We start from the raw sequence: 21554 nt of genomic DNA, 5'->3' as shown, positions 1-21554 counted from the left end.
GAAATAATTTATAAATAAAATAGTAAGATTCTAAATTTGCTTATTTAGAATCATAATTAACTTTAGCTTCCATATTTTTACCAATTTTAAACTTTTTCATTTCTCCTTTAATTTCACTCATATTTTCTGATTTTAAATCTTCATCTTTACCAAGATGTAATGTTTTTGCCCATGTTCTTTCTTTTCTAGTTAGCATTTGATAACAGGTAATAAAGAATAATGGAATAAGATGGAATGAATAAATCCAATATCCAACAATACCTTTAAATATTTGAGGTATTGAAATATTATCTCGATTTAAAGTCACAATTACGCCTGGGAAAAATCCAAATGCAGAAACCATTCCTATAATTAAAGGCGCATTCATCTTTATTATAAAGTCATTTAAATAGAAATATGAAATGATATTTAACCCAAGAACAATAAAACCAAAGAATATAAATAAGTTTAAACCGTAAAATGCCACATGTTCTATGATTCCAAATGTTCTAAAAACTGGAATTTTAGATTTTATTATTTTTGGAGTGTATATAAATAGTGTTTCAAAGTTTCCAATTGCCCATCGAGTTCTTTGTCTAAATAATTGCTTCCAATTTGGTACTGCTTCTTGATAAACACAAGCTTCTCCACAATATCTGATTGCAAATCTATCTATCATTAATCTAATACTTAAGTTTAGATCTTCTGTTATAGCAAATCCATCCCATCCTCCAATATTATAGATTGCTTCTTTTTTAACTATTTGTCCATTTCCACCTAAAAAACCAGCTTTACCTAAAACATCTTTTGCTCTAACAATGTTTCCAAATACAGCAAGTTCAATATGCTGCATAGCTGTAAGAAAATTTTCATTTTTGTTATACATCTTTATACGAGATTGAACACCTTGAACTTTTTCATCATTTAAATAAGGTATGATTTTAGTGAGGAAATCTGGATCTACACGAGCATCAGCATCAAAAACAGCTATAGCTTCTCCTTTAGATATTTCTAAACCATCATTTAGTACAAATCCTTTTCCTTTTCCTGATCTTGGAGGTACTCTTGTAATTACTTTTAAATGATTGAATTCTTTTTTTAATTCATTAAGAACTTCTCCGGTTCTATCTTCTGATCCATCATTAATAACAATAAGCTCAAAATTTCTTTTTCCTTTGTAGAAATAATCAACATTTGCAAGTGATCTAACACAATCTGCAATTGTATGTTCTTCATTATGAGCTGGAACCATCATAGTAACAAAAGGTGGAACCTCATAAGGTGTAACTTTATCTTGCTTAAATAAACTCATAACTGCTAAAAATATTGTAATAGCAGAGGGTACAAATAAAACCCATTGTAGCACTGTAAAATTAAGATATAAAAATGAATAAAGTATAAGTATGGAAGAAATTCCAAGCATACCAATAACACATATTTTTTCTATTAGAAGCTCTTTATTTTTTTCTTTAACATCATCTTCTATTTTTTTAATTTTATTTAAGTTATGGGCGTGTTTTTTAAGTGCTATATTTACTGTATGTTTTAATTCAGAATCATTATAAGGCTTTGAAATAAACCCATAAGGATATGTTATTATAGCATTTTTTATATTTTCTTTTTCATCATCATTGACTAAATATATTATAGGTATATCTAATTTTTCAAGTTTCTTAGAAGTTTCTATACCATCCATATCTCCTTTTAACTCAATACTCATAATAATAAGGTCTGGATGAAGTTTTTTAGCTTTTTTTATAGCTTTTTTCCCAGTATCCTCGGTATCAATTACATTATACCCTATATTTTCAAGTTTTTGTTTGATATCTAAAGAGACAGATTCATCTTCTACAATTAAAATATTTTTTTTATTGATTGAAGCTATTTTTTCATTTTTTTCAGAGTTTTTAGAAGAATCTTTAGAATTTTCATTCTTTTTCCTTTGATAATAACTTTTTTTTGCTTTTAAATTTAAGTGTGAATTTTCATCTGTTTTATCAGAGTATCTAGAATCATTATTTCCCACTACTCCCATAGCAAGATTTAATTTTTCTGTTTCAATTTTATTATTGTTTATAGCTATTTTAACAGATCTATTAAGTTTTTCAATCTCTATTGGTTTTAAAATAAAACCTGATCCTAGGTCGATATTTTCTTTGAATTTTTCATCATTAGTATTGGAATTTAGGTCATCTATACTTGCTATGAATAAGACTGGTAGATCTAATGCTAATATTTTTTTAGATACTTCAATTCCACTATCATTTCCTTTTAAAACAAGATCTATTAAAATTAAATCTGGTCTTTTTTCTATAGCGATATTAATTCCTTCTTCTCCTGTAGGAACAATATCTATTACTTTGTAATTTAAAGATTCAAGTTTATTTTTTAAATCAATTCCAGTAAATTTATCATCTTCGACAATAAGAATATTTTTAGACATATTCTCCCCCCTTTTAATGTCGAAATTATAAAAATATTATTAATTATTTATAATATCTTTACATAATTCCCTTTATTTAAGTTAATTAACAATAATAAGCCTTATTATGTAATTATTCATACAATTATTCAAGTTAAATAAATATTAAATATCGTATGCTATTTTAATAAGTTAAATAAAATATTAATTAATATTTCAAATAGTTATAGCTATATTAAATAAAAAAAGTAAAAACATATAAGCAATCTATTAAATCATTGAACAATTGATAAATAAACAATTGTTGAATAAACAATTGATAAGAATTTGTATATTAATTTGTATATTGTTGTAAAAATATTATTATATTAATATTATTGTACTTTTTCCTTAAATAATCTATAAAATTTATTTTCATATATATGATTTTTATAATCAAATAAAAATAAACTATATATTTTTTTTGTATTATTAAATTATATGTTAAAGTATATAATGTTTTGGGTTTCTAGTACTTTATAATAATAATATATATCTTTGGACGATTAATAATGAATTAATACTTTTTTGTGTAATAATAAGAACTATTTAATAAATTTTAAACATTATTAAATTGACCTTTAAATATGAACAATACTAATTAAAATTTTTAAATATATTAAATATTAAATACTTAATATTAAATATTAATTATCTCTTATTTTTATCTCTTATTTTTTTAATCTTTTCTTTATTTTATTTTATTTTCAAGTTTTTTCTTTATTTTGCCGTTTTTTTCAGATTTAAATTTATTATAATTCTTAAATATCTATATAAACCATTTTAAATCTTCTAAATATTATATTAAATTTTTTTATTTTATTAGACGAGTTAGTATATTCATACTTCTTATTATGATATTGGTAGTTCTCTTAATTCCAATGATCATTAATTTGAAACCTTTTTAATTTCTTTTTTTTCATTTAAAAAGATTTCAAGATTCTTATTTTTAGATTTTATGCCCAAATATTTATATATGAGTTTGTTCAATATTACTTTCTCTAGAAATTGACTTTTATAAGAAAAATTTCTAGATAGTGGAGGCGGAAAATATTAATTTAAATAAAATATATTACGCAGTATTTATTATCTGTGTAGCATTTTCCATAGTATCTGTTTCAGCTACTCAAGAAATGCCAAATACTAAAAATGGAACTTCTATCTCCGATGATAAAGTTTCAAATAATTCAAAAACTATTGATCATACGTTAAAGTTTGGTGATAGTGGTGAAAATGTTGTTTCACTTCAAAAAGCCCTTTATTCTGGTGGATTTTACATTGGAAAAATTGATGGTGATTTTGGTCCTTATACTAAAAAAGCAGTAGAAATATTTCAAGCTGAAAATGGTTTAAAGACTAATGGAATTGTTGATGAAGTAACATCTTCTTATTTAAAAAAATTAGGTTATTTAAAAAATTATAATAAAAATTATGATTCTAATGTAGTAGATAGTTCTAAAAAAATGACTAGTGATTCTAAAAATCTTAAATCTAATGATAAAAAATCTAGTGATAAATCAGTTTCTAAAGATTCTTCTTTAAAGAAATCTTCTAGTGATTCAGTAAAATCTGAAAAGTCTAATATTAACACTGAAAAATCTAAAAAATCAAATATTTCTGATAATAAGTCTAAAAATTTAGATAATTCCTATGATGAGTCTAAAAAATCTTCAAATAATCATAAATCTTCAACAGACAGTTATGAATCTTCAAAAAATACAACAACTAAAAATACAATAACTATCACATCATTACCAAGTGCTGGTGGAACTGGACTTCCTTATAAATGGACTACAAATACTTGGGAAAACTACTGTCCTTTATGTGGAAAGTATGGAGGATTAGTAATAAATCCAAAAGGCGTTTATGAGAAAGAATTAACTTGTAAATACTGTGATGCTGATTATTGTGGAAGTTCTGGTAAAGATAAAGCATATGGATCTAGAGCTACATTAATTAGAGCATAATTCTAATTAATCGAGTAATATAATATAATTTAATATATTTAATATAATTTAATAATGTTCATATGATTTGAACTTTTTTTTATTATATTTTAATTATTAAAAATATTATTAATTATAAAAGAATTAACTATAAACAGATAGTTTATAATAAAAATTGTTTAATAAAGATAGTTTATAATGAAATTTATAATGATAATTAATTTATGATATAGTTTATAATAATTTGATCATCATATAATTTACATTATAATTTAATTTTACATTATAACCTATTCTTTTATATTTTTTTAAATTTATTATTCAAACGTGTTTGTATAAAAATTAAGAAATATACAAGTCCACAATAAAGTGGTATGAAAACAGAAACAATCATACTTATTATAGGGATGATTATAAAGCTTTTTTTACTTTTAGATATGGTATCAATTTCTTCTTTAGATATATCTGGAATTAATAGATTATTTTTAACTAGATGATTCCATTTAGTAATGTTTATAATTCCAATAACTAATAGATTAATGTTAAATGGGATTGTTCCTACTGTAAAGTTTCCATAGCTTGTAAAAATTGCTGTTGTTAAAGGAATACTAACAATAGCTATTAATTCATATATACTAAGCCATAAATAGCTACTATTTATATTAGTTATGTATTTAAATTGAGCATGGGAATTTAACCATAATATGCTTATAATTAAAAAGCTTATTATAAAACTTATATATTCGGGGATTATGCTTATTAGGTAATTTATAACTTGTGGTTGTGTTATATTCCCTACATTGGATGGTGGTGTTACTCCAAGAATTAATATAGTCATTGCAATGGCAAATATTCCGTCCATTAATGCTGAAAGCCTATTTTTACTTAATCTTGGATCAACAATAGTCATTAAATCATTCCATTTATTATTTATAATATTTTATTAAAAAATTGTATTTTTCTATATAAATTTCTATAATAACTTACTATAAATAATTTATATAAGTTTTAATACCTCATAAATTATACTTTTATATTATAATTCTAGAAACTATATTATTCTATATAGTTTTATTAATATTTAATTGGTAATGATTTAATTTTTGTATATAATTAAAATATTCATATAATTATTTATATGTTAATCTAATACTAAATAATTATTTAAATACTTGAAGTTTTTTATTTTTCAGTATTTATTATCAAACTATTTTTCTTATTAGAACTGATGTGTTGTTTATATTTCCTGTTGGAAGTATCATTACTTCTTTATGGAACCCTCTAGTTTCTTTTTCAGTTACAGGAGAATATAATATTGCCCTCATACCAGTATATGTTCTATATAGAACAGGTGTTTTCTCATTAATCAGCTCCCAAACATTTGCAAATACTCTTTCTTTTGGTTCAGCAAGAGCTGCAACCATAATAATATCATAATCGATATTTTGTATTGTCTTTTCATCACCAACAATTATTTCAATTTTTTCTTCCATATTTATTTTCTTTAATACTTTACGAGATAAATTAGCTATCTCTTCATCCATTTCAATCCCAATACATTTTGATTTAAAAATTTTATTAAACATGATAAGTGTTAAAGGTAAGGGACCACTTCCAATAAAGACTATTTTTTTATTTTCATCAAATTTGACAAGTTGACTTTCATTTTTAATCAAACCTTTGTATCTATCAAAGAATGTGAATGATTCAAGAGTTTTTTCAGGATTTTCTGATTCTAAAATCTTTTTTGCATTTTCAGTTTCTAATCTTGATCCAGTATAGACATAAAATTTTCTTATTAGCTGTAAAGCTTTATTCATTTTTGGATCATCTAGAATATGCTTTGCTGAGTCGAAATCAATTATATTATCATGAGCAATTATTTCAACTTCATCTAATAGTTTTAAAATGTTTTCTAGTTTAATACTATCAAGTTTAGAATCTCCGTATTTATCAATATCTCCATAGTCTTCCAATGCAGTAGCTATTTCTTCTATTTTGCCCCAATATTTATAACAGCTCATTTTATCATCCTTTTTTATCCTTTTTTATTCTTTGACTAGGTGTTCTCTTTGATAATGGAATTAATATTTCATCTTCATTTGTTTTATTGAAAATACAATTTTTTATCTATGTTTTTTAATTAGCTATTTTTTTAATTATTTTTAATAGTATAATTCTTTGTATATTTTATTATTATTTTCATTTTAATTTTCATTTATCATTAGATTTATTTTATGTATTATATTTTCATTTTATATCTCAATTATTATTTTATATTCTATATTTAATAACAAGATATATATAATTAATTTGATAATATATTCTTAATTTTAAAATAACTCTCTTAAGTATTACAATTTCGTATTTTTAGGCTTAAAAAGTAATACTTCTTGCAATAAATGGTTTGAGTATTATTTAATTGGATATAAACTTATAAAAAGTAATACTTTTTACAAGTAATTCTTCCATTTAATACTTTTATAATTATATTTGCAGATAATATTATTTTACTTATAAAGCCAAGTAATATTTTTTATAAGTAATAATCTTTTATACTACTTAATAACTGTTCATATTCTAATATTTTTATTGTGTTGGTGTAATTTTGAAATATTATAAAATTAGAACTTTGGATAATGATGGAATTTTCCCATTGAAAACTAAAAAATTTCTTTTTAAAATGATTAAAAGGGAATATGGTTATGGCTACATACCAAAATATCATGGAGATATAAAAAATTTGGAGGAAGTCTATTTAAATAATAAACGAAATAGTTTTTTCATTGCACAGGATAAAGATGAGAATATTATTGGTACATTAGCTATTAGAGAGTATGATAGGGAGTTTGAACAATTTAATAATCTTTATTGTAGGGATTCTACTGCAAGTATATGGAGAGCTTTTGTAGATGAAAATTATCGTAGATTAGGAATAGCTTCTGCACTTGTTAATGAAGCAGAAAAATTCTCAAAAAATAGTAACTATAAAAAAATATATCTCCATACTCATAAAAATGTCGATGGAGCATTAGAATTTTGGAAATCTTTAGATTATAATATTACTCTTGATACCGATAATCATCTTCAAACTGTACATATGGAAAAGAATATTAATAGTGTTTTAGGGAATATTGATTTTAATATTAAAGATTCTATAGCTTATATTTAGATTATAGCTTCATTCTTATCTTTATTTTGAAAAATAATAATTAATTAAGTTTTATTAAAATTTAAAAAGATTTACTTTTTAAAACTAGAATAAATACTAAAATAAACACTAAAATAACTACTAAAATAAACAATATAATTAAAAATAATAATTTTAGGTTAAATTTTAATTTAATAATTAAAATTAATAATAAATAAAGAATAATACTTTTTTAAAGATTATTCTTCATCTAATTCTATTCCTAACTTTCCTAAGGATCTTCCAATTATTATTGTAACAATTACAGCTATTATTGTCACTATAACTGCATATATAATTAATCCAATTGTCGCAGACCCTGCTTTTAAAAACTCATTTATTACAGCTTGTATAGCACCATTCCATGCTAAACCTGCAACAAATGCAAAAGCAGTTGTCATCAATGTGGCTAATGTTTTTAATGTTTGAACTTTCATACTATCTCCCATATTTATCACCACTTATATATTATTCATTCAATATTAATTAATATTTCTATTTAACTCTTAATTTGATTGTTAGGTCATTTTAGATATAAATATTATTTATATTATTTAATATGGTAGCTATTTTACATTTTTTCACATTATGTTCTTGTTGTTTTTAGATTTTTATATTTATTATAAAGATTATATAGAATTATAAAAATCAATATAAAATCTATTATATTATAAATATTTATTATATTGAAAATATTTATTACTTTGGAAATATCTATTATATTTGAAATATCTATTTTATTGTAAACAAATAATTGTTACAAAAATTTTATATAACAAGTGTTATAATATTATAACTTGTCATTTGCTATGATTTATAGAATATATTTTTACTAAACCTATGATTTGCATTAAAATTACAATTGAATATATAATTTATTTTTTATAGCTAATGACATTAGAAGGAAGAAAAAATAATTTATACCAATATCAAAGATCATTTAACTTTCTATCTTCCTTCTTAAAGATTTTTACTATTTTTTATTTATTATAAAATTTTTCATAAAATTAAATCTGTTAAATTTCAATGCTTAATTAAAATCGTTATGTTTATATATTCATATCGCAAATAGTATAATTAATAATCGAGGTGATATGATGACTGTTAAAATTGATTCTGAAAAATGTGGAAATATAGATAATTGTCCTGGTGATGGATTATGTATAAAATTATGTGAACAACAAGCTTTAATTGATGATAATGGTAATTTAAAAGTTATTGATGAAAATTGTGATGATTGTGATCTTTGTATTGCAAATTGTCCTAATCAAGCTATTAGCAAAGCATAAATTGGTGATATAATGGCTTCAGCTCACCGTGAAGGACAAGATAATAGGGAAGTTATTCATCACAATGATGTTTGTGTTGGGTGTGGGATATGTTCTGATATATGTCCAACTAATGCTTTAAATCTTGGTCCAATTTTGCCTATAGCTAGAGGGATAGTAGATATGGATTATATCCGAATGGATGAACATAAATGCGTTGTTTGCGGGTTATGTTCTTTTGCATGCCCTTTTAATGCTATGGAGTTTAAAATTAATAACCTTGCTGCAAAAAATATGAAAGAATATCCAAAATGGAGTCATGGGACAAATATTGATCAAGAAGATTGTATTCTTTGTGGAAAATGTGAATTATACTGTCCAAGAGATGCAATTCTTGTAAGAAGAGATCTGCCAAAGGCAAAAAATCTTGTATCTGGTGAGATAAAAACCGAGGTGGATAATTGTATAGCTTGTCATATTTGTGAAGAAATGTGTCCTGCTGATGCTATAACAATAAAAACTGATTCAAGTTCAAATATTGGGAGATTTAATGCATCTGATATTGATATAGATCCTGAAAAATGTATGTATTGTAAAATATGTCAGAAAGTCTGTCCAGAAGATGCAATTAAAGCAGTATGTACCACTTGTATGGATAGTGAAAATATACCTCCAGTTGAAATTACAGGAAATGTAGTATTAGATGAGATTTCTTGTGTAAATTGTAGTTGGTGTGAAAATATATGTCCTTCAAATGCAGCTCATACATTAAAACCTTTTAAAGGAGAAGTATTACTTCAAGAAAATGAGGAAGAAGATAAACTTTGTACTGGTGAAGCATGTCATGCATGTTTAGATGTCTGCCCATGTAATGCAATAACATTAGCTGATAATCACATGACTGTTAATGATGATGTTTGTGTTCTTTGTGGTGCATGTGAAAAGGCTTGTCCTCAAAAAATATTATCTGTAGATAGAACTAGTATGGAATTATCCAATATTAAATCTAAATCATGGCAAAATATTCTTGGAAGTTTAATTGATTAATATTGTTTATTTTTAAGTTTCAATATTTTTCAACAACTTTTAATAGTTTTTAATATTTTTCCATTTTTAATATTTTTTAATAACTTTTAATATTTCTAATAATTTTTAATATTTTTTCTATTCTTAATAATTTTTAATTTAGTTTTTTATTTTACTTATTTTTAAACACTTATTTTTTAGACAATCATTTTTTAAATATTTATTAGAATAAATACTTATTATAAAATACCTAAACCTTCTAATAATATTTTAAATCCTAATAAAATTAAAACTATTCCTCCAACGATCTCAAATTTATTTCCAAAATAATGTCCGATTCGTTGCCCAATTAATATTCCGACTTCAGTTAGTGCAAATGTGACTGTTCCTATTAGTATTATTGGAAAAAGTATGGGTGTTTTTAAAATAGCGAAAGTAACTCCAACTGCAAATGCATCTATACTTGTAGCTATTGAAAGAAGTGTTAATTCTTTAAAAGAAAAGTTTCCTTTATTAACTAATTCATTTTCATTTTTATTCTTTTCAACTGTATTTTCTTCATCTTTAGTCTGTAAACTTTCATAAACCATTTTAATTCCTATAGCTACAAGTAATATGAAAGCTATCCAAGGAGCAACTGCTGAAATTAAGTCTTTTAATTGAATTCCAGAGGCCCAACCTAAAATAGGCATAAATGCTTGAAAACCACCAAAAAATATTCCAAACCATAAAAATTGCATTTTAGTTATATTTTTCAGAGTAAATCCTTTGGTTATAGCTATGCTAAATGCATCCATAGCTAATGCAATTGCAATTAGAATTATTGTTACTATATCCATTTTTATTCCTTTAATAAGTTATTTCTATTGTTTAATTATAATTCAATAGGATAATTTTTATAATATCTCTTATTCTGTCATTATTTCTATAAATACTTTTAAAAATTTTTATAAAATTTTTTTGCTATTTATGTCTTTTTTATTGATAAAAATAGTAAAGATTATTTACTAGGAGCAACAATATATCAATAGGAAATATATTTCCTACTTGAAAATATTTATTTAAAGTTATTTTATGGTGAATTTTGTTTAAAATAATGGTATTTTTATCTAGAATATCTATCGAATGTTCATTCACATAATTATCTTAGCTTTATTTAAAATTTGTATAAATTATTAACAATCTTTAGGTTGTGATTATATGCTTCAAGGGTTGCTAAATGGTAAAATATATTTTAAAGGAAAAGAAATCGTTGTTGAAAGAGTTACTTTTCAAGAAAAGGATAAAATGAGGATTTTTCTAGCTAATGATAATGATTATGAGTTTTTAATCTCTAATAATAAGTTTGATATTTATTTTGATAATACAGCTTTACTTAATTGTAATCTAGATAAAGATAATTCCTCAAAAGAAGAATGTGTTGGTGTTTATGGGATTAAAAGAAATGTAACTTAAATTATATTTATTTAAATTATACAGTATCCTGCATACCAATTTTTAAGTTTTTATATCTTAATTTTATTATTTTAATTTTTTTATTTAGCTTTTTTTATCTATTTTTTAATAAAAATAAGTTTAAACAAGAATACGTCTAAAGAAGAATAAATTTTAAAGAAAAATAATTTTTTGATCAAAATATATCAAGAGTCACTTTTTTATCACTTTTTAATTCTTTAGGAGGATCAACAGCTTTAAATTCAATTCCTTCCTCTTCAAGAAGTTCTTTAGCATCTTCATTAATATCTGGTGCTACAAGTAATCCTCTGATTTTCTTTTTCTTTGATTTAATTTCTTTTAAATAATCATTGTCATTTTCTTCAAAGTCTTTAAGATATCTTCTTATTTGTTTTACAGCATTTGTTCCTGCTTTACGACATTTCAACTCAACTACTACAATATTTCCTTCAATATCTTTTCCTAATATGTCTATAAAGCCATGTTCAGTGTTATATTCTCTTGCTGTTGGAGTAAATCCTTGTTCAATCATGTTGGGATGTTTTATTATCATATCTCCCATATCTTTTTCATAACCTGCTAATTCTAATTCTTGATAGTCTTCAGCTAGTGCAAAACTTGCAAAATGAACTTTTTCTATTTCTACTTCTAGTTTTTCTTTTGGAGTTCTTCTATGACTTTCTAAAATTAAGTTATTTTCTTTTATCAATGCTCTATGTCTTGATTTTGGAGGTTGCCAATTAACGGGATCTATTTTCCTCTCTTGATGAACAAGAAAAGATCCATCTGGTTTCAACATTATAAAACGCTCTCCCCAATCTAGCTGACTTAATGCTCTTCCTTCATATAATACTTTACAATATGCAAATATATTTATCACTGCTTTTTTCCGTATTCCGCTATCGATAAGGTCATATGTTTCTTCAATATCGGGATTTTCTAATAATTTGTATTTCATGATATCACAGTTGATTTATAAAAGTTTAAATATAGATATTTAGATATACTTTGAGCTACAATAATCATATTATATTATTATTTAAGTAATATAATATTTATTTAAATATTTATTTAGACATCATAATTTTATTTAGACATTATAATATTTTATAGATTGAATTATATAATATAATTATATAATCATAGTTTCATAGTAATATTATGATTATTATTAGTATTATTAATACTAGTCTTATAATAATATCAACATAAGATTATTATCATTATTATTATCTTTATTATTATCTTTATTATCTTTATTATTAGCATTATTAGTGCTAATATTATTAGTGTTATTATTATTGATAGTATAGTTATAATTAGTATTCTTACAATTATTATAATTAATACTGTTGCTATTAATATTATTATATTTAGGATTATTATTGGTATTAATATTTTTATTAGTGTTCTCATAATTATTATAATTTTATTAAATTGATGATAATTTTGTTAATATTTTTATATTTCATATTTTGCAACTAAAATTTTTCAATGGTGAGTTAATGGTTTATAGAATTGAAATAGAAAGAGATTTATGTATAAGCTGTGAAAATTGTGTTAATGAGTGTGAATCGATGTTTGAAATGGATAATGGCATCTCTAAACTCATTTCTGGAGATATTAATGATGATAATATTTCAATAAAAGAATATGAAGATATTTCTTGTGGAATAGATGCTGCTGAAATGTGTCCTGCTGAATGTATAATTGTTTATGAGGACAATGTGGCTATAAACTAAATTATAATAGGATTAAATTATTATTTATTAGTAGCTATTAGCTATTAGTAGTTATTGTCAGTTGTTATTAGCTATTAGCTATTATCAGTTGTTATTAGCTATTATTAGTTTTTATTAATTATTATTAATTATTAGTAATTTAAAGTATTATTAATGATTTAAAGTGTTAATAAAGTGTTAATAAAATTTTTATAGTTTAAAGGTGATTTTTATGAGTTCTGATAATAATCTTTCTTATGATGAAAATAATTATAAAATAAATATGGATGATTTTTCTCCAGAATATTCTGAATTGGAGTCTTTTAATTTTTCATCTGGAAAAAAATTGAAAAGTCTTCCAGTTGAATATTTCACGATAGGAACTCCTATCACTGATGATCAAGGACATATAAACAATGCCATTATTTTCCTTCATGGGTGGGGAGGAGATTGTGGGTCTATAAGAAGAATTGATGAAATTATAGGTCCAAAAAAACCATTGGATACTAAAAAATTTTTTATTATATCTATAACTACTTTAGGCTCTCCAAATTCAGCAAGTCCTTCAGTAATGAACCTTGGAAGCGAATTTCCAGATTATTCTATTGAAGACATGGTTAAGTTTCAAATAGATTTTTTGAAGTCTAAATTTAATATCATTCATGTAAAGGGAATTATTGGAAATTCTATGGGTGGATTTGAAGCTCTAACATGGGCAGCTAAATATCCTGAATATATGGATTTTTTAATATCTTTAGTAAGTACTTATAAAGTTTCAGGTCATAATTATGCCCTTTTTAAGTTTATGAATCATATAATTAAGAGTGACCATGAATATAATAATGGTAATTATTCAAAACCTCTTAAAAAATCTTTGGCACTGGCTAATGAGTCAATGTATCCTTTTGGACTTTCTAAAAAATATTATTATAGTTTAAATAATAATGAAATTGATAACTATATGGAAGAAATGGGGAATGAAGCTATTGAAGAATGGGATGCTAATGATATTGTTTATAGAAATAATGCATCAACTTCTTATGATATTGAGGATATAATTTCAAATATAGAGGCTAAAACATTGATTGTAGCTATAAATCAAGATCAATATTTCCCTCCTAATTTAGATGCAATTCCAATGTCTGAAAAAATTAAAAATTCTGAAATTATTATTTATGATTCAGAGATGGGTCATATTGGAACACATGAAATAATAAAGATAGAAAATGAGTTAGAAAATTTCTTAAAAGAGTTTAAATAATTATAATAAGTTTATAAATTAAGTTTATATTAGATTAAGTTTATATAAAATGAGTTTATATCTAATAAATTAAGTTTATATAGATTTATTATTATTTTTAAATGTTCTTTAATTTTAAGTATATTCTTAACTATAATTATTTTAGATTTAATTATAATAATATTTAATTTTAATTATATTTTAATTTTAATTATATTATTTAATTTTTATTATTCTTAATATATTTTTAGTATTTTATGTTTTAAAAGTAGCATATGTTTTAAAATTGTTTAAAAAATTATGGGTAAAAAATTATGGGTGATTTAATGGAAGTAAAAGTAGAAAATTATGGTTTAGCTGAAAAAATTGATTCTGATGATAAGGAAATGGCCTTTGTAACTTATAAAGTTTCAGGGCTTGATTCAAGCTCATTAGATTTTTTAAAAGAAAATTTAGAGGGCGATATTAAAATTGACAATGATGTATTATTTATAAAAATATTTTATGATGAAGCGATGTCACCATTTCATAGTGAAGAAGCAAAATTAAAAATAGATGATTTTATTGCTAGAGAAGAAATAGAAATGAAATTTTTTATTTCTAGTTTTTTAGAAGACATGTAAAAAGAAAACTTATGAAAAACAGTTTTGTCTTATTTAGTATATTATTATTCTATTTAATCTTGTTTTACTTTAATTTAGTCTTAATTTAGTCTTAATTTAATTTTAATTTAATTTTAGTTTAATTTTAGTTTAATTCTAGTTTAATTTTAATTTTAATTTAGTTTTGTTTTATTTTTAGTTTAATTTAACTTTATTTTATATTTAAATATGAAATAAATTTATAATGGAATTAGCTATTGATCGTGCTGAATTAAAACTATATTAGCTCCATTTGGGTCTTTAAATAAAGCCATTGATCCAACTGAGATTTTTCTAGGTTCCATTACAAATTCAATACCTTTAGATTTAAGTTCCTTAACTTCTTTATTTATATCTTCTACTTCTATTCCTATAGAAAAAAGCCCAACCTCATTTTCTTGGTTTTTAATGAGTTCTAAAAATACTTCTCCTTCTCCTTTCAATAATGTTATTGTTGCTTGAGGGAGATTATATTGGCTGTCTATTTCAAAGCCCATTTTTTCTGTATAAAATTTAATTGATTCATCCATATCTTTAACTATCATTGTACTGTATTTAATTTTCATTATACCACCTTTTTTAGTAATCTGATGAAATTTCTAAACTAATATCTAAGCCAATATCTAAACTCTTAGCTGAATGAGTTAAAGCTCCTATTGAAATTATATCTACACCTGATTTTGCAAAATCAACTATATTTTCAGAATTTATCCCGCCTGAAACTTCTATCAAAACATTTTTTCTAAGTTTAAAATCATTTAAAATCTCTAAAGTTTCTTTAACAGATTCTAAACTCATATTATCTAGCATTATAATGTTTGCTCCATTTTTAGAAGCGATAGCTGCATCTTTACTATTTTCAACTTCTATTTCTATCTTTTTTGTAAAGCTAACACTTTTTTTTACTTTTTCAATGGCTTCAGACACAGAGCCTACCACTGCAATATGGTTATCTTTTATTAAAACCATATCATCAAGACAGAATCTATGACTATCTCCTCCTCCTACTGTAATTGCTAAGTTATCAAATTTGGCTAGACCTGGAGCAGTTTTTCGAGTACCTGCAATTTTCACATTAGGAGCAACACTTTTAATCTTTTCTACAATCTTATTTGTATTAGTAGCTATACCACTCATTCTCATAAGTATATTTAATGATACTCTTTCAAGAACTAAGATATCTTTAGCTTTTCCCATTATTTCTATTATTGTTTCTCCTTTAGAGATTTTTTTACCATCATCTTTAAGAATTGCAACCATTAAACCTCTACTTTCAAATATTTTTTTAGCTATTTGTGTTCCAGCAACAATTCCTTCTTCCTTAGCTATTAATTTTGCATTACCTAGTGTTTCATTAGGAATCAATGCTTCTGTAGTAATATCTCCAAACCCAATATCCTCTTCTATCCATTTTTCAATAGTATTTTTCATTAATCTCACCAGATAGCTATAATTTTCTTTCAATTCTTTTTTTAATTATTTTATTATTACTATTTTTTATTTATAGTATATTTAATTAATTTTTAGACTTTCTAACATCTATGAATATTATTTATATATTTAGACCCTAAATTATATATATTTTATTAAACAAATTTTAATAAAATAAATAATCTTAGTTAATTTTAATAATTATATTTTATTATTATATATTTAGTAAATCATATATTTAGTAATAATATTCTCAATTATCTATTAACAATATTCTTAATAATATTTTAATAATCATATTTAGTTATAATTATAGTAATCATACTTTTTTAGTTAATTATATTTATTTAAGTGATTTAATGGAAGTTACATTTTTAGGAACCTCATCTGCAGTCCCATCAAAGTATAGGAATCATCCTTCAATAGCTTTGAAGGCTTTTGGTGAAATAATGCTTTTTGATTGTGGTGAAGGAACTCAACGGCAACTAGCTAATGTTAAAATAAGTCCTATGAAAATTGATAAAATATTTATTACTCACTTGCATGGGGATCATATTTTAGGTCTTCCAGGTCTTATTCAATCAATGGGCTTTAGAGGTAGGGATTCACAAAACCCTCTTCATATTTATGGGCCAGTAGGTCTTGAAAAGGTAAAAGAATCTATATTTAATATGGGTCATTTTACAATTGATTTTCCAGTTATTATGCATGAGATTAATAATTCTGGAGATGAAATCAGCATAATTTTTGAAAATGATGATTATATTGTAGAATGTATAAAAACTCATCATAATGTTGTTAATCTTTCTTATTCTATATATGAAAAGAAAAAACCTAGATTTTTAAGAGAAAAAGCAATTGAATTAGGAGTAAAACCAGGTCCTGATTTTGGAAAACTTCATAATGGTCATTCTATTGAAATTGATGGAAAAATAATTAAATCAGAGGAAGTATTAGGGCCTCCAAGATCTGGCTCAAAGATAGTATATTCTGGTGATACAATACCTTGTGAAGAAATGATAAAGCTAGCTAAAAATGCTACTGTTTTGATCCATGAAGCTACTTATAAGAATTTGGATTTTGATAAAGCTTTAAATAATTTTCATTCGACTGCTTCTCAATCAGCAGGAATAGCTAAAGAAGCTAATGTTGATCTTTTAATATTAACTCATATTAGTACAAGATATACTAATATTGATGATTTGAAAGAAGAAGCTTTAAATATATTTGAGAATACTAAGGTTGCTTATGATTTTAGGACTTTAGAGATTTAATGAGAGATAAAATGAATCTAAATATTTTTCCACAATATCCTTTTATAGGACTTTTTATATATATCGTAATAATTTTAGTTGCTACGGTACTTGCGGTTAAAATTTCATCTTTTTTGATAAATAGAGTCACTAAAAAATTTGAAATTGAATTAACTTTTAATTATTTATTAAGGGACCTTGTAAAATATTTAATTTACATCATTGCTTTTTTAATGATTTTAGAGGTTGTTGGAATAGACATCAATGCTTTAATTGTAAGTGTAGGAGTTGTTGGAATTACTCTTGGTTTTGCTGCTAGAGACGTTATTTCTAGTTTTGTTTCTGGAATATTTATTCTTGCAGATAAAACAGTGAAAGTTGGAGAAGTTATTGAAGTTAATAATATTAAAGGTAAAGTTACAAAATTGGGTTTTAGAACTACTACTATTGTAACTCCTGATAATTTGATTGTTACAATACCAAATACTGTTCTTGCTAAGAACCCTTATATTAATTATACTTTTTTTGATAAATATAGGATTGATTTAGAAGTTATAATACCATTTAACATTGATATAACTAATTTTGAAAAAGCATTGATTCAAAGAATATCTAATTTAAATTGGGTTTTGATTGATTCTTCTGCAAAAGTTGATGTACTAGAAATGAATGAAGATGGAATAAAAGTAAAAATTAGTGCTTGGGGAGAGAATTATTCTCGAATAGATTGTTATCGTTTGGATCTTGCTAATGAGGTTAGAAAATTAATAGGAGAAATGGACTGATTTTATTTAATAAACTTTATTCTTCAATAGTTATTTTTTCAATATTTATACTTTATTTATTAATTGATTGAATAATTTGAAGAATAATCTAATATATAAAATTAATAATTTTAAAACATAAATATTATAAAAATAAATTTATTAGATATGAACTTATTATATATTATCAATATTCTTATAATTTAAACTTGTTATATTTATAATAATATTTATAATATATAATATTATCAATATTATTACATTTGATATTTTTACGATTATTATTCATACTTATTATCAATATTATTTTTATAACTATATTATCAATATTAATTTTATAACTATATTATTGATATTATTGTAATATTAATTTAATTAGCTATTTATTAGCTACTTATAAGCTATTAAAAAGCTTTTTATATTTTATTAATATATTTAACTTATTAAAATTATATTTAGCTTATTAAAATATATTAATATATTTAATATAATATACTTAATATAATATATTTAATATATATCTAAATTTTATAGGTAATTTTCATGTTAACAGATTTACAAAAAGAAATCATCGATTTGAAAGATGAAAAAAATGCAATAATCCTTGCTCACAATTATCAACCAAAAGAAATTCAAGAGGTAGCTGATTTTCTTGGAGATTCATTGGAATTATGTATTAAAGCTTCTGAAATTGATGATAAAGATTTAGTTGTATTCTGCGGTGTAGATTTCATGGCTGAAACAGCTTTTATTTTAAATCCTGATAAGAAAATTCTTATCCCTGATAAAGATGCAGAATGTCCAATGGCACATATGTTAAGTTCTTATGAAGTAAAAGAAGCAAAAGAAAAACATCCTGATGCTGCTGTTGTTCTTTATGTGAATTCTTTAGCTGAAGCAAAAGCTGAAGCTGATATATTATGTACATCTGCTAATGCTTTAAAAGTTGTAGAAAGTTTAAAAGAAGATAAAATATTATTTGGTCCAGATAATAACTTAGGAAAATTTGTAGCTAGACAGACTGATAAGGAAATTATATTGATTCCTGAAGGAGGCCATTGTTATGTCCATAAAATGTTCCATAAAGGAGACATAGCATTTGCAAAGGAAAAATATCCTAATGCTCAGATAATTGTTCATCCAGAGTGTGATATTGAAGTTCAAGATTTTGCAGATGCTGTTTTGAGCACTGGTGGTATGATTAGTTATGTTAAAGAATCTTCTGATAATGAATTTATAATTGGAACAGAAGTTGATTTAATTACAAGATTAAAAAGGGAGATTCCAGAGAAAAAATCCTATCCTCTTTTAGATGAGGCTATTTGTAAAACTATGAAATTACATTCTCTTGAAAAGGTTAAAAATTCATTAGTAAATGAAGAATATCCAATCTCTGTTCCAGAAGATATTGCTAAAAAATCTCTTAAAGCAGTTCAAAGAATGATTGATGTTTCTAAATAAACTAATATCTTTAAAAGGAAGATATTCAATGCTTTTTTTAATTTATTAGATATTTTTACTTTAAATATATTTTATTTATTAACTATTTTCAGCTATTAACTATTTATATCTATTAAATATATTTATAAGCTATTAAATACTTTTATATCTATTAAATACCATTATAAGTTATTAACTATTTTTATAAATTATTAAATAACTTATAAACTATTTAATAATTTTGTTTTTTATTAACATTTTTTATATTTTTATTTTTAATAATTCTTACTTTTCTACTTCTTTAATATTTTTATAAATAGTATTTTTTATTTTTAAATAAAAAATATATGTCATTTATCTATTTTTTATTTAATAAATCAGTATATTTATTAATAAGTTTCAATGGTTCTTAATTTATAGTTTAATCTTATTTTATTGTTTATTTTATTATTTAGAGGATATTTTTTCTTTTTTCCAAATTTATTATTTTATAAACTTACTAAAAATATTATTCTCTTTTTAGTATTATCCTCAATAGCTCTTGTTTTTCTTTGCTTTGTCAAATAAGATATAATTTACAGATTTTTCTACTAAATACTTATAATTCTTTAAGATTAAATAATTATTATATTTAAACCTATTAAATGCTCTTTTTTTGATTTAATAAGCATTTAATAAGTTTATTTTTTAAAAATAAACCCAAATATTTATATAATATATTATCAAATATTATTTTTGTCTAGAAATTAGTTTTTTAAGAAAATTTCTAGATATGGAGGCGGAAAATATTAAATTAAATAGATTACATTGCACATTGTTTATAATATGTGTAGCATTTTCAATGGTAACTGTTTCAGCTACTTCGGAAATGTCAAATATAAATGATGGAAAATCAGTAAGTGATAGTTCATCAAAAGATAGTAACAATGTGAAAAATTCAGTTAGTATAAATAATACAGATAGTACTTTGTACAACTTAAGTCTTGGAGATAATGGTACTAAAGTTGCTTCACTCCAAAAAACTCTTTATAAATATGGGTATTATTCTGGAGAGATCGATGGTGAATTTGGTCCTTATACTGAACAAGCAGTCAAACTTTTACAAATTGATGCAGGATTAAATCCTGATGGATATGTTGGAAGTTTAACAAGTTCTGTTATAGATCAATTGAATACTTTGTTAGAAAATGATTCTCAAGGAGTAATTGGTAATTCTAAAAAAACAAATCAAGAATCTAGTTCTAATAATGGTGAATATTCAAGTAAATCTTATTCTAATGCTAATTCCTATGGAAACTCAAGATCTTCAGGTTCTTCACTTTATGGAGGATATGGAAAAGGAGTAGGTGATTGTTGGGATAATAGTGAAATGCTATATCAAAAATTAAAATCTCAAGGAAATGATGTTAGAATAATCCAATATCCTACAAGCTTATCCTCTAATCATAGGTCTGTTCAATATTATTCCAATGGTAAATGGGTGGATTATGATTATAAAGGAAATGGATACAAAAAAGTCTACTATGCAACTAGTAATAAGAATGGTGCAACTGTAGTTAAACAATAAGTCATTAATATTAACTGTTTTTCCATAATTAGTTGGATATAATTGTAATCTACTAATTACTTAGATATTTAATATTAAGATACTAAAATATAGAATTAATTTTTAAAATATGTGGAGTGGGCATGATTTTGTATTTTTTTAAATATAAACATGACCTTCCTCATAATTTTAA

General features: G+C 23.4%; 20 protein-coding genes. 12 read left to right on the top strand and 8 right to left on the bottom strand.

Annotated features, from left to right (window positions below; genetic code table 11):
- Positions 1–40 precede the first annotated feature (40 nt).
- Positions 41–2422, bottom strand: coding sequence for a glycosyltransferase (locus MarbSA_RS03925; RefSeq protein ID WP_221061899.1), 2382 nt, complete (start codon positions 2420–2422; stop codon positions 41–43).
- Between the two features lie 1055 nt (positions 2423–3477).
- Here MarbSA_RS03925 and MarbSA_RS03920 point away from each other — a divergent pair.
- The gene (locus MarbSA_RS03920; protein ID WP_052332067.1) at positions 3478–4407 is read left to right on the top strand and encodes a peptidoglycan-binding domain-containing protein; all 930 of its coding nucleotides are present in this window, start codon (positions 3478–3480) and stop codon (positions 4405–4407) included.
- Positions 4408–4684: 277 nt separating this feature from the next.
- Here the strand turns inward: MarbSA_RS03920 and MarbSA_RS03915 are convergent, their stop codons facing one another.
- The gene (locus tag MarbSA_RS03915) at positions 4685–5296 is read right to left on the bottom strand and encodes a TMEM175 family protein (RefSeq protein WP_221061898.1); all 612 of its coding nucleotides are present in this window, start codon (positions 5294–5296) and stop codon (positions 4685–4687) included.
- Between the two features lie 292 nt (positions 5297–5588).
- Positions 5589–6410: a nicotianamine synthase family protein gene (locus MarbSA_RS03910; protein WP_221061897.1), complete on the bottom strand. Its 822-nt coding sequence runs from the start codon at positions 6408–6410 to the stop codon at positions 5589–5591.
- Positions 6411–6994: 584 nt separating this feature from the next.
- On the opposite strand from MarbSA_RS03910, the gene MarbSA_RS03905 reads away from it, so the two are divergent.
- On the top strand, positions 6995–7558 hold the full coding sequence (locus MarbSA_RS03905) for a GNAT family N-acetyltransferase (RefSeq protein ID WP_231624315.1): 564 nt from the start codon (positions 6995–6997) through the stop codon (positions 7556–7558).
- A 218-nt stretch (positions 7559–7776) separates the two neighbouring features.
- On the opposite strand, the gene MarbSA_RS03900 is transcribed toward MarbSA_RS03905, so the two are convergent.
- Positions 7777–8025 (bottom strand): DUF5654 family protein, encoded by a 249-nt coding sequence (locus MarbSA_RS03900; RefSeq protein ID WP_054835864.1) that lies wholly within the window; start codon positions 8023–8025, stop codon positions 7777–7779.
- 648 nt (positions 8026–8673) lie between these two features.
- Between MarbSA_RS03900 and MarbSA_RS03895 the strand changes: the two genes are divergently transcribed.
- Positions 8674–8865, top strand: coding sequence for an ATP-binding protein (locus tag MarbSA_RS03895; RefSeq protein ID WP_042701808.1), 192 nt, complete (start codon positions 8674–8676; stop codon positions 8863–8865).
- A gap of 12 nt (positions 8866–8877) precedes the next feature.
- Entirely contained in the window at positions 8878–9891 is a 1014-nt protein-coding gene (gene fwdF / locus MarbSA_RS03890; RefSeq protein WP_054835467.1) for a tungsten-dependent formylmethanofuran dehydrogenase subunit FwdF, read from the top strand.
- A 218-nt stretch (positions 9892–10109) separates the two neighbouring features.
- Here the strand turns inward: fwdF and MarbSA_RS03885 are convergent, their stop codons facing one another.
- Positions 10110–10709: a manganese efflux pump MntP gene (locus MarbSA_RS03885; protein WP_054835466.1), complete on the bottom strand. Its 600-nt coding sequence runs from the start codon at positions 10707–10709 to the stop codon at positions 10110–10112.
- Between the two features lie 361 nt (positions 10710–11070).
- Between MarbSA_RS03885 and MarbSA_RS03880 the strand changes: the two genes are divergently transcribed.
- Positions 11071–11325 (top strand): hypothetical protein, encoded by a 255-nt coding sequence (locus MarbSA_RS03880; RefSeq protein WP_042701800.1) that lies wholly within the window; start codon positions 11071–11073, stop codon positions 11323–11325.
- A 175-nt stretch (positions 11326–11500) separates the two neighbouring features.
- Here MarbSA_RS03880 and nucS read toward each other — a convergent pair whose 3' ends face one another.
- Positions 11501–12283, bottom strand: coding sequence for an endonuclease NucS (nucS, locus tag MarbSA_RS03875; RefSeq protein WP_221061896.1), 783 nt, complete (start codon positions 12281–12283; stop codon positions 11501–11503).
- Between the two features lie 547 nt (positions 12284–12830).
- Here nucS and MarbSA_RS03870 point away from each other — a divergent pair.
- From MarbSA_RS03870 to MarbSA_RS03860, 3 genes are all read left to right on the top strand, one after another.
- Positions 12831–13067, top strand: a complete 237-nt coding sequence (locus tag MarbSA_RS03870) for a ferredoxin (RefSeq protein ID WP_054835823.1) — start codon at positions 12831–12833, stop codon at positions 13065–13067.
- A 211-nt stretch (positions 13068–13278) separates the two neighbouring features.
- Positions 13279–14307, top strand: coding sequence for an alpha/beta fold hydrolase (locus tag MarbSA_RS03865; RefSeq protein ID WP_221061895.1), 1029 nt, complete (start codon positions 13279–13281; stop codon positions 14305–14307).
- 305 nt (positions 14308–14612) lie between these two features.
- Positions 14613–14909, top strand: coding sequence for a DUF5750 family protein (locus tag MarbSA_RS03860; protein ID WP_042701789.1), 297 nt, complete (start codon positions 14613–14615; stop codon positions 14907–14909).
- A 233-nt stretch (positions 14910–15142) separates the two neighbouring features.
- Here MarbSA_RS03860 and MarbSA_RS03855 read toward each other — a convergent pair whose 3' ends face one another.
- Complete coding sequence (locus MarbSA_RS03855) at positions 15143–15493, bottom strand: VOC family protein (RefSeq protein WP_042701786.1); 351 nt, start codon at positions 15491–15493, stop codon at positions 15143–15145.
- Between the two features lie 13 nt (positions 15494–15506).
- A complete protein-coding gene (gene nadC / locus MarbSA_RS03850) occupies positions 15507–16358 on the bottom strand; it encodes a carboxylating nicotinate-nucleotide diphosphorylase (protein ID WP_054835805.1) in 852 nt (283 codons plus the stop codon).
- A 359-nt stretch (positions 16359–16717) separates the two neighbouring features.
- Between nadC and rnz the strand changes: the two genes are divergently transcribed.
- The 4 genes from rnz to MarbSA_RS03830 all read left to right on the top strand — a co-directional run bounded on the left by rnz (position 16718) and on the right by MarbSA_RS03830 (position 21382).
- A complete protein-coding gene (gene rnz / locus MarbSA_RS03845; protein WP_221061894.1) occupies positions 16718–17632 on the top strand; it encodes a ribonuclease Z in 915 nt (304 codons plus the stop codon).
- An 11-nt stretch (positions 17633–17643) separates the two neighbouring features.
- Positions 17644–18396, top strand: coding sequence for a mechanosensitive ion channel family protein (locus MarbSA_RS03840; protein ID WP_221061893.1), 753 nt, complete (start codon positions 17644–17646; stop codon positions 18394–18396).
- A 522-nt stretch (positions 18397–18918) separates the two neighbouring features.
- Complete coding sequence (nadA, locus tag MarbSA_RS03835; protein WP_221061892.1) at positions 18919–19836, top strand: quinolinate synthase NadA; 918 nt, start codon at positions 18919–18921, stop codon at positions 19834–19836.
- A gap of 751 nt (positions 19837–20587) precedes the next feature.
- Complete coding sequence (locus MarbSA_RS03830; protein ID WP_082398092.1) at positions 20588–21382, top strand: peptidoglycan-binding domain-containing protein; 795 nt, start codon at positions 20588–20590, stop codon at positions 21380–21382.
- Positions 21383–21554 lie beyond the last annotated feature (172 nt).

The organism is Methanobrevibacter arboriphilus (assembly GCF_019669925.1).
GTDB classification, from domain to species: domain Archaea; phylum Methanobacteriota; class Methanobacteria; order Methanobacteriales; family Methanobacteriaceae; genus Methanobinarius; species Methanobinarius arboriphilus_A.
Note: the sequence above shows the minus strand (reverse complement) of the source record. Positions and strands in the feature narration are given on the sequence as shown.